This window comes from Microvirga tunisiensis (genome assembly GCF_009296175.1).
Lineage (GTDB): Bacteria > Pseudomonadota > Alphaproteobacteria > Rhizobiales > Beijerinckiaceae > Microvirga > Microvirga tunisiensis.
In genome coordinates, this window is sequence record NZ_VOSK01000260.1 from 1 (window position 1) to 9,028 (window position 9,028).

Genomic DNA, 9,028 nt, shown 5'->3' on the forward strand with positions numbered 1-9,028 from the left:
GGCGAACAATGTTGGTAGTCTCGGTCATGACGTATCGCTCTCCTGAAGAGGTTCTGGCAGGCTCGACACCCGCCTCGATACGTCGCCTTTCTCAAACCGTCATCACCCACATTCCGGCATAGGTCCTTGGGTCCACCATCCATCCACGGATGCTTCTCTCAAAGCTCGCAGTCTCGGACTGGCAGATGATCGAAATTGCAAAGGCGCTGTCTCGCCGGCCGCGCCTTTTGATCATGGACGAGCCGACAGCGGTTCTGGGCCACCACGAGACGGATCGCTTGTTCGAGCGAGTGGACCGATTCCGGCAGGATGGGGGCGCGGTTATTTTCACGTCGCACAAGCTCGACGAGGTGAAGCGGCTCGCGGATCAGACAGCCATTCTCCGCGACGGCCGGATTGTAACCGTTGCTCCGACCGGTTCGTTGACCGAGGATGAGATGGCGAGCCTGATGGTTGGACGCCCACTGTCCGACCTCTACCCGCCCAAGCACCCAAAGCCTGATCAGACGAGTGTTCTATCCGTGCGCGAGCTTGAGGTGCCGGGATACGTCGAGCGCGCGAGCTTTGACCTCAGGAAAGGGGAGATCCTTGGTTTTTCGGGTCTGGTCGGGTCCGGGCGCACCGAACTGTTTGAAGGGTTGTTCGGGCTCCGGCCGGCTCGCTGCAAATCCTTTGCATACCAAGGGAAGGGGCGCCCTCTTCCAACGCCACGGGAAGCTTACCAGATGGGCATGGCGTATCTGACGGAGGACCGCAAAGGACGCGGGCTTCTGTTTGAGAAGTCGCTTGGCGAGAACCTGACGCTCCTCAAAGGAGCCCTGACAGGTGGCACGGTCATCGATATCAAAGCCGAACGGGCCGAACTGGACCATGCAATCACAACCTACGAGATTAGGGCCCCGAGGCCGTCAGCCCGTGTTGGCACGCTCAGCGGTGGCAATCAGCAAAAGCTTCTGATTGCAAAAACCCTGCTCGCCGCACCGGACGTGATTGTCTTCGATGAGCCGACCCGCGGCATCGATATTGGCACCAAGCAGCAGATCTACCGCCTGATCCAGTCGCTTGCCGCGGCCGGGAAGACCTGCGTGGTCATCTCGTCAGAGATGCAGGAAATCATCGGCCTTAGCCACCGGGTGATGATCATGCGCCAGGGCCGCATCGTTGGCGAGGTGGCCGGCGACACAATGACTGAGGACGAAATTGTCCGGTATGCCGTGGGCCTGAAGGAGGCACCAATCCATGTCTGATACGATTGCCGTCCCCAACAAGCTGCCAGCCACAAGCGGCCGGTACCGGATCAGTGATCACCTGACATCCTTTGGTCCGTTGATCGCATTGGTCGCATTGCTGATCATCGGGGGACTCATCAATGAATCGTTCCTGAGCTCGGCCAACATCAGCAACGTGCTGACACGCAGCGCGCTCATCGGCATTATTGCAATCGGAACGACGTTCGTCATCACAGCCGGTGGACTCGACCTGTCCGTCGGTGCCATGTCGGCTCTTGTTGCAGGCCTCATGATCATGTTCATGAACGCTGTTGCCGCAACACTCGGCACGGGCTGGCTCACCGTGCTGGTCGGCATTCTGTTTGCGTTGCTCCTGGGAACAATGGCCGGGCTCGTCAATGGCTTGCTGATCACGCGGTGGCGTATTGAAGCGTTCATTGTCACGCTCGGCACGATGGGGATCTTTCGCTCGCTGTTGACTTACCTCTCGAACGGCGGCGCGATCTCGCTGGAATCGGGTCTTCGCTCGACGGCACGGCCGATCTACTACGGTACCCTGTTGGGCATTGCCTATCCGATCCTTGCCCTGGCGATCCTGGCCATCATTGGTGAGTTCGTTCTCTGGCGCACGCGGTTTGGCCGCCATTGCGCCGCCATCGGCTCCAACGCTGCGGTCGCCAAGTATTCGGCCATCAATGTAAACCGCGTCCGGATTGCCACGTACATCCTCCAAGGTTTGTGTGTGGCCGTGGCCACCCTCATCTATGTGCCGCGTCTGGGCGCCGCCACGCCATCCACCGGCGTCCTTTGGGAGCTCGAAGCCATCGCGGCCGTCATCATCGGTGGGACAGTGCTGTCGGGCGGGTATGGGAGGATCTGGGGAACAATCGTCGGCGTCCTCATCCTCGGCCTAATCCAGAACATTCTCAATCTCACGTCCTGGTTCAGCCCCCATCTGAACGGCTCCATCCAAGGCGCGATCATCATTCTGGCCGTCCTCATGCAGAAGGGGCGGGCGGCCCGATAACCAGGCTCAGCCGTTTACCACAAGGGAGGAAGACATGTTAGCAAGCGTACGTTCAATTCTAGGCATCGGTGCCATGGCCCTAGCGGTGGTCACGGCTTCATCGTCCATCGCCTTGGCGGAGAAGGCGAAGATTGGGATCTCCATTCCGGCCGCAACCCATGGGTGGACCGGTGGCTTGAACTACCATACCAAGCGCACCGTGGACGCCTTGAAGAAGGCCTATCCCGACCTCGAGTTCGTGATCACGACGGCTGACAGCGCAACGAAGCAAGTGAACGACATCGAGGATCTCGTTGCAGTTCAAAAAATCAATGCCCTTGTCATTCTGCCCTTCGAATCCGATCCATTAACGGAGCCGGTCAAGGAGGCGAAGAAGCAGGGCGTCTTCGTGACAACCGTTGACCGTGGCCTATCGGAGGAGGGTGTCGAGGACCTGTATGTCGGCGGCAACAATCCGGAGTACGGCCGCATTGCCGCCGAGTATTTTAAGACGAAGCTGAAGGGGCAAAGGCAAAATCGTCGTTATGCGCGGTATTCCAACTGCAATCGACAACATCCGCATTGACGCCTTCAAGAAAGCCCTGGAAGGCACGAGCATCCAGGTTCTGGATATGCAGTATGCGAACTGGAATCCGGACAAGGGCTTCGAGGTGATGCAGGACTATCTTCAGCGATTCCCGCAGATCGATGGTGTGTGGGCTGGCGATGACGATGCCGCCTTGGGCGCCATTGAGGCCATCAACCAAGCCGGCCGGGATAAGGGCATGATCGTGCTCGGTGGATCCGGCATGAACAAGGTCATCAAGCGTATCATGGACGGCGACAAGCTGGTGGACGCTGACATCTTCTACCCGCCAACCTTGATCATTCCAGCCATTGGAGCGACCGCGTTGAAGTTTGCAACCGGCGCTCCAGCCGGCGGCCGCTGGGTTCTGGGAAGCCCGCTGATCACCAAAGAGAATGCCGAGCAGTACTACTTCCCTGAGGCGCCGTACTAGCAACAACTCAACTTCCTTGCGGGAAAGCGAGCGAGGCGAGGACTTGTCCTCGCCTTTCTTTTTGCGTCCGTGGGTGGCTCCGTTGTCAGTCGCTGTTCGATGCGCCGTCGCTGCTATCCCACGGGTCTCAGGTCCCGCTTTGGGCTCCTGAATCTGACGCCCAAGTTGGCCTACGGGAGGATGCCAGTTCTGCCCAATCCGTGAGTGCGGCGAGACAAGCAGTATTGCCAAAAATCACTTCTGCAATTTTTGTTGCAGCATTTGACATGGCGCAAGAAAGCTTGTAGATTTTGCCCAACAAGCCACGAAAAACGGCACTGACGGGAGGAATGGATGGCGCATACGACGCAACAGTTCCCTTACTATTTCGAGCAACGGCAGCATTTGGCGTCAGCTCGTCAGCGACCAGAATATCGGCTGGCCGCACCGCCGCCTTCATATTGGCCACGCTTAGGGCGCGTCTCACCCGAACCTCAATAGTGTTCCGGCTTCCTCGGAAAGGGCCGGCTTGGTGATAAGCCCTCGGTATCCTCGCGCGAATGCGGAGGGTGCAATGATCCAGCCGGGCAGAAGATTATCTTCGGTGCCAGGGACATAGGAATTCGGGAGAAGGCCCGCACTGCGGGGCACTGTGCCGGTTCACCAACACTCCTCGTCGGTACCAGCGACGGACAGGTGCAACCCCGCAAGGGAATCCGGTGCGTACAACCTGACTGTGTGGCTGCCCAATGCATGCCTTGGGAAAAGGAGAGAGCCGTCAATGCCCCTCTTAGAACTCAACGGAATCGCTAAACACTTCGGTGCAATCGAGGCCTTGAAAGGCGTCGATCTGACGATTGAGCCCGGTGAGGCCGTTGGCCTGATGGGGGACAATGGCGCCGGCAAATCCACTCTCGTCCGGGTCATTGCCGGCAACTTCCGTCCCTCAGAGGGGGAAATCCGCATCAACGGCCAGGTGCAGCACTTTCACAAGCCGGTAGACGCCCGGGTGGCTGGGATCGAAGTTGTCTATCAAGACCTTGCCTTGTGCGACAATCTCACGGCAGCGGCGAACGTGTTTCTTGGCCGCGAGCTCAAACGCCAGATCGGTCCGCTCAAGATCCTGAATTACCCAGCCATGTACGCCAAGGCAGCTGAATTGTTCAAGGAACTCAAGTCGGAGACCCGGCCCCGTGATCTTGTGAAGCAAATGTCCGGTGGTCAGCGGCAAGCTGTTGCGATCGCCCGGACTCGCCTTGCTGACGCCAAACTCGTTCTCATGGACGAGCCGACGGCCGCGATCAGTGTACGGCAGGTGGCGGAGGTGCTGGATCTCATTCACCGCCTCAAGGACCGCGGCATTGCTGTCGTGCTGATCAGCCACCGTATGCCGGACGTATTCGCGGTTTGTGATCGCGTCGTTGTGATGCGGCGCGGTCGAAAGGTCGCCGACAAAGCCATCACCTCTAGTTCGCCTGAAGAAGTGACCGGACTCATCACCGGTGCAATCCACGTTGCCTGACGGGTGCATAGGAGCGTTCCATGTCAACAACCCAACTCCCGACCACACCGAGCAGCGTCGAGATAGAGGACATCACTGGGCTCAAGGAGAGTAGCCTCTCGCACAAACTCTTCGCAAGCCAGCCATTCTGGGTCACGGTAGCCCTGGTAGTCATGTGTGGCGTGATGACTTGGGATCAGCCCGACGCTTTTGCTACCGCCGATAACTTTTACAACATCACACGCAACTTTGCCTTCGTGGGCATCATGGCTATCGGAATGACTGCCGTTATTCTCACCGGCGGCATCGACCTGTCGGTCGGCTCGATCATGGGGCTTGTCGGCGTCATCTGCGGCCTTGTGCTCCAAGCTGAAGGACATTGGGGAATTGCGATACTCGCCGGACTGGCAGCAGGTGCTCTTGCAGGCGCCGTGAACGGCGTCCTGGTAGCCTATATTGGGCTTCCGGCGTTCGTTGTGACCCTCGGCATGTTGTCGATAGCCCGCTCGCTGGCGATCGTCTTATCAGAGAACAAGATGATCTACGAGTTCGGTCCTTATGGCGATACGTTCAATGCGATTGGCGGCGGCGCGATCTTGGGTGTGGCCAATCCGGTTTGGGTACTGCTGATCCTCGCCCTGATCTTTGGATTCATCCTGAACTTCACGAGCTGGGGCAACTACCTGTACGCCATCGGCAGCAACGAGAATGCCGCCCGCCTCACTGGCGTTCCCACGCGTCGTATCAAGCTCCAGGCCTACATCGTTTCGGGCCTCACGGCGGCTCTGGCATCTGTGCTTATCGTCGGGTGGCAGGGATCCGCCATCAACGCTCTCGGCCAAGGCTACGAATTGCGGGTGATCGCCTCGACCGTGATCGGCGGCGCCGATCTGATGGGAGGGCAGGGCAGTGCTTATGGGGCTGTCATCGGTGCTGCCTTGATCGAAGTCATCCGAAACTCGCTGCTCATGGCCGGCGTCGATGCAAACTGGCAGGGCGCCTTTGTCGGCCTGTTCATCGTGTTAGCGGTTCTGCTGCAGCGGATCCGCGGCAAGCGTTCGGCTTGAGGGAAGCCGGACATCACAAGGAGGAAGCCCAATGAGAGTTCTAGCTTACAGTGTCGCCGCGGTGGCCTTGCTTGCAACTGCAGCCGGCGCCCAAGCCCAGAGCAAGAAATATACACTCGCTCTGGTTCCGAAGAACATGAACAACCCGTTCTTCGACCAAGCGCGGGATGGCTGCAAGAAGGCGGAGAAGGAGCTCAACGGTGCAATTGAGTGCCTGTATATCGGACCCGGTGAGCACGGCGGTGGCGAGGAGCAGGTCCAGGTGATCAATGACCTGATCGCCAAAAAGGTCGATGGCATCGCCGTTTCACCGGCCAACGCCGCCGCTGTCGGCAAGGCGCTTGAAGGCGCGAAGAAGGCTGGCATCCCTGTCCTTACCTGGGACTCTGATCTTCTGGAGAAGGATAAAGGCCTTCGCGCCGCCTATGTCGGAACTTACAACTATGACATCGGCGTCAATCTTGCCAAGCTCGCACAGCAGATCAAGCCAAAGGGTGGGACTTTGTGCATCCAATCGGGGGGAGCCGCCGCCGCAAACCACAACGAGCGGATGCAGGGTATTCGCGATACTCTCTCCGGTGCGAAGTCAACGGCGGCCCCTGGAACAAAGCTGACCGGTCAGAACGGTTGGACGGAGGTAGCAGGCTGTCCCCTGTACACCAACGACGATTTCCCGCTCGCCGTGCAACAGATGGAGGATACCCTCGGGAAGAACCCGAAGCTGGATGCGTTCATTCCAACTGGCGGCTTCCCACAATTCATCCCACAGGCTTATCGGAAGGTTGCGGAGAAATACAAGGCCCGCATCGATGACGGTTCTTTGGCTCTGGTCGTCGCTGATACCTTGCCGGCCCAGATGGACCTTCTGAAAGCCGGCCTGTCCAAGGGACAGGTGGGGCAGCGTCCCTTCGAAATGGGCTACAAGTCTATGATGTTCCTCAAGGACATGAAGGACGGAAAGCCTGCTCCTAAAGACCCAACCTATACCGGTTTGGATGTCTGCACCCCGCAGAATGCGACAAGCTGCGTGGGATCGGGCACCTAGACGAGCAGAGCTGGACTCGCGGCCACGTTCATTGAGCCGGAACGAGGGCATGCAACCCGGAAGGGGAGCATGCCCTTCCGGCCTCCTTCAATATGAGGTTCGGCCAACCCGAAGGCCACCACGCGGTTCATGAAGACAAGGTGGGATCTGAGAGGTTGACGGGGACACCTTGAGGATTCTCACTGCCTTTGCGGTAGCGATGAACGCTCGTGCCTGTCGCAAGCACTGAGCCGGCGAGGTCGAGGATCCCGGATTGGGCAAAGTAGATGTTCCGCCCTCCGGCGGTTCGCCGGCCGGCGGCCACGATACTCCCGCTTTTCGACTGGCCCACGAAGTTGCACGTAAGGGAGAGGGTTACGCAAAAGCGTGCGTGACCGGGGGTCGTGCAGTACAATCCAGAAAAGCTGCCGACGTGATCGAGAAGTGTCGTCAGGATACCACCGTGGACCACTCCTGAACGATTTTGATGGTCTGCCTGGAGGTTAAGACGGGCGCGAACATAACCATCGTCCCAGTGTTCGATCTGAACACCCAGCAGATCGATGAACGGGTTGTTGATAAGAGTTTCTGACATAGCAGCCTGTCCGCTGGATTAAATCAGGAAAGTTCGGGTGGCAGTGATAGGGGCATCGGCAACAATGCCATACCGTCCACGTAGATAGCAGGTTGACTATAGGATCTGGCACGGGAGGAACAACAAAATGGTCGCAACCTACAGTGATCTGAAGAACAAGGTTGTGCTGGTCACCGGTGGTGGATCAGGCATTGGTGAAGCGATTATTCGGCGCTTTGCTGAGCAAGGATGCAAGGTCGCGTTCATTGATATCGCAACCGAACCGTCCGCGAAACTTGCCGGTGAATTATCAGGACACGGTCACAGCGTACGGTTTGAACATGCGGATCTCACGGACATCAGCGCCTTAAGGTCGGCAGTTGCGCGTGTTCGGGAGGGCCTCGGACCAGTAGAGATTCTCATCAACAATGCTGCTCATGATGAGCGACACCCAACCCCGGACGTCACCCCGGAGTACTGGGATGACCGCTTTGCGGTCAACCTCAAGCACCAGTTTTTTGCTGCGCAAGCTGTGCTGCCTGACATGCAGGCCGCGAAGGCTGGCGTGATAATCAACTTCGGGTCATTTTCGTGGATGATCGGTCAAGGGGGCATGGCAGCTTACACAGCGGCAAAGTCTGCCATCCTCGGGTTGACGCGCTCTCTCGCACGCGACTTCGGCCCAGATAATATTCGCGTCAATGCGATTGCCCCCGGCTGGATCATGACCCAGCGTCAGCTGGAGAAATGGCTCACCCCAGAGGCCGAACACGATCTTATGCAGCGACAGTGTTTGAAGCGGAAGCTCGTGCCTGATGAAATTGCGCGGTTCACCGTATTTCTCGCGTCCGATGAGGCCTCTGCCTGCACCAATCAGCAATACGTGGTAGATGGGGGCTGGTCCTGACCGAACCTTACTGCCGAAGTGCGGTGAGGGCGAGAGCCGCACCCAACCTGGTACTGGCTCTCAAAGGGCTTTGAGAGCCGAAATCGCAGGCCAACACGTCATCAGTGCAAACCGCGGCCAGACTTCGGACTGCCGACCGTCCATGCCGACTCCTGACGAGTCGGTGAGCCTGCGCTGCTGGAACTCTGAGGGTGGGAGAAACTGCATTTGACGGCCTGAGACGTACGGTACAGGTGGGCGCCATAGCCCTCCACCTCTGGAATAAAAGTTGACGCTTTTTTGTATTCTGCAATATTTATTGCATTCACAAGAGGCAACGGACCTCGATGGTCAAGCAAGTTGTGCCGTTAGAGGCGAGGACCCGTCATCAGGGGATTTGCATCAGTCTCCGATTGCCCTCCACGGCAAAGCAATCCGGCCTCAGTCAAAACACACGCCACCTGTGTTGCCCAATAGGGAGGGAGCATTGAAAAAGGTTCGCTACGCCGTCGTCGGGGCAGGTTGGATCTCGCAAGAAGCCTTTATGCCCAGTGTCGACCAAACCGGAAACTCGGTCATATCAGCCATCGTGACCGGAAACAGGGCCAAGACCCCTCCTACAATGGTGCAAACTGCCGCTGTCTGAACCACCATAGCTCGGATCGGGCGGCGGAGCGACACGGAACACCACCGTGATGTCGCCGCGATCAATCTCAACGCGCTTGACCAGAAGGCGGATCAGA

10 protein-coding genes are annotated in these 9,028 nt (G+C 58.2%); 8 read left to right on the forward strand and 2 right to left on the reverse strand.

The window, feature by feature from the left end:
• Positions 1-185: 185 nt before the first annotated feature.
• From FS320_RS32675 to FS320_RS50385, 4 genes are read left to right on the forward strand one after another with little or no spacing between them, the layout of a single operon-like run.
• Positions 186-1,247: a sugar ABC transporter ATP-binding protein gene (locus FS320_RS32675; RefSeq protein WP_162003399.1), complete on the forward strand. Its 1,062-nt coding sequence runs from the start codon at positions 186-188 to the stop codon at positions 1,245-1,247.
• The gene (locus FS320_RS32680; RefSeq protein ID WP_152716592.1) at positions 1,240-2,256 is read left to right on the forward strand and encodes an ABC transporter permease; all 1,017 of its coding nucleotides are present in this window, start codon (positions 1,240-1,242) and stop codon (positions 2,254-2,256) included. The genes FS320_RS32675 and FS320_RS32680 overlap by 8 nt, the downstream gene beginning before the upstream one ends.
• 34 nt (positions 2,257-2,290) lie before the next feature.
• Positions 2,291-2,821: a substrate-binding domain-containing protein gene (locus FS320_RS50380; RefSeq protein ID WP_338105584.1), complete on the forward strand. Its 531-nt coding sequence runs from the start codon at positions 2,291-2,293 to the stop codon at positions 2,819-2,821.
• Positions 2,781-3,254 carry a substrate-binding domain-containing protein gene (locus FS320_RS50385; protein ID WP_338105585.1) on the forward strand — a complete coding sequence of 158 codons (474 nt, stop codon included), beginning with the start codon at positions 2,781-2,783 and terminating at the stop codon, positions 3,252-3,254. The genes FS320_RS50380 and FS320_RS50385 overlap by 41 nt, the downstream gene beginning before the upstream one ends.
• A gap of 127 nt (positions 3,255-3,381) precedes the next feature.
• Here FS320_RS50385 and FS320_RS32690 read toward each other — a convergent pair whose 3' ends face one another.
• A complete protein-coding gene (locus tag FS320_RS32690; protein ID WP_152716593.1) occupies positions 3,382-3,702 on the reverse strand; it encodes a hypothetical protein in 321 nt (106 codons plus the stop codon).
• A 312-nt stretch (positions 3,703-4,014) separates the two neighbouring features.
• Between FS320_RS32690 and FS320_RS32695 the strand changes: the two genes are divergently transcribed.
• The 3 genes from FS320_RS32695 to FS320_RS32705 are packed head-to-tail and all read left to right on the forward strand — an operon-like array spanning position 4,015 to position 6,846.
• Positions 4,015-4,755: an ATP-binding cassette domain-containing protein gene (locus tag FS320_RS32695; protein WP_152716598.1), complete on the forward strand. Its 741-nt coding sequence runs from the start codon at positions 4,015-4,017 to the stop codon at positions 4,753-4,755.
• A 20-nt stretch (positions 4,756-4,775) separates the two neighbouring features.
• The gene (locus tag FS320_RS32700; RefSeq protein ID WP_152716594.1) at positions 4,776-5,801 is read left to right on the forward strand and encodes an ABC transporter permease; all 1,026 of its coding nucleotides are present in this window, start codon (positions 4,776-4,778) and stop codon (positions 5,799-5,801) included.
• A gap of 31 nt (positions 5,802-5,832) precedes the next feature.
• Positions 5,833-6,846 (forward strand): sugar-binding protein, encoded by a 1,014-nt coding sequence (locus tag FS320_RS32705; protein WP_152716595.1) that lies wholly within the window; start codon positions 5,833-5,835, stop codon positions 6,844-6,846.
• 127 nt (positions 6,847-6,973) lie between these two features.
• Here the strand turns inward: FS320_RS32705 and FS320_RS32710 are convergent, their stop codons facing one another.
• Positions 6,974-7,420 carry a PaaI family thioesterase gene (locus FS320_RS32710; RefSeq protein ID WP_152716596.1) on the reverse strand — a complete coding sequence of 149 codons (447 nt, stop codon included), beginning with the start codon at positions 7,418-7,420 and terminating at the stop codon, positions 6,974-6,976.
• Positions 7,421-7,547: 127 nt separating this feature from the next.
• On the opposite strand from FS320_RS32710, the gene FS320_RS32715 reads away from it, so the two are divergent.
• The gene (locus FS320_RS32715) at positions 7,548-8,306 is read left to right on the forward strand and encodes an SDR family NAD(P)-dependent oxidoreductase (protein WP_152716597.1); all 759 of its coding nucleotides are present in this window, start codon (positions 7,548-7,550) and stop codon (positions 8,304-8,306) included.
• Positions 8,307-9,028: the final 722 nt, after the last annotated feature.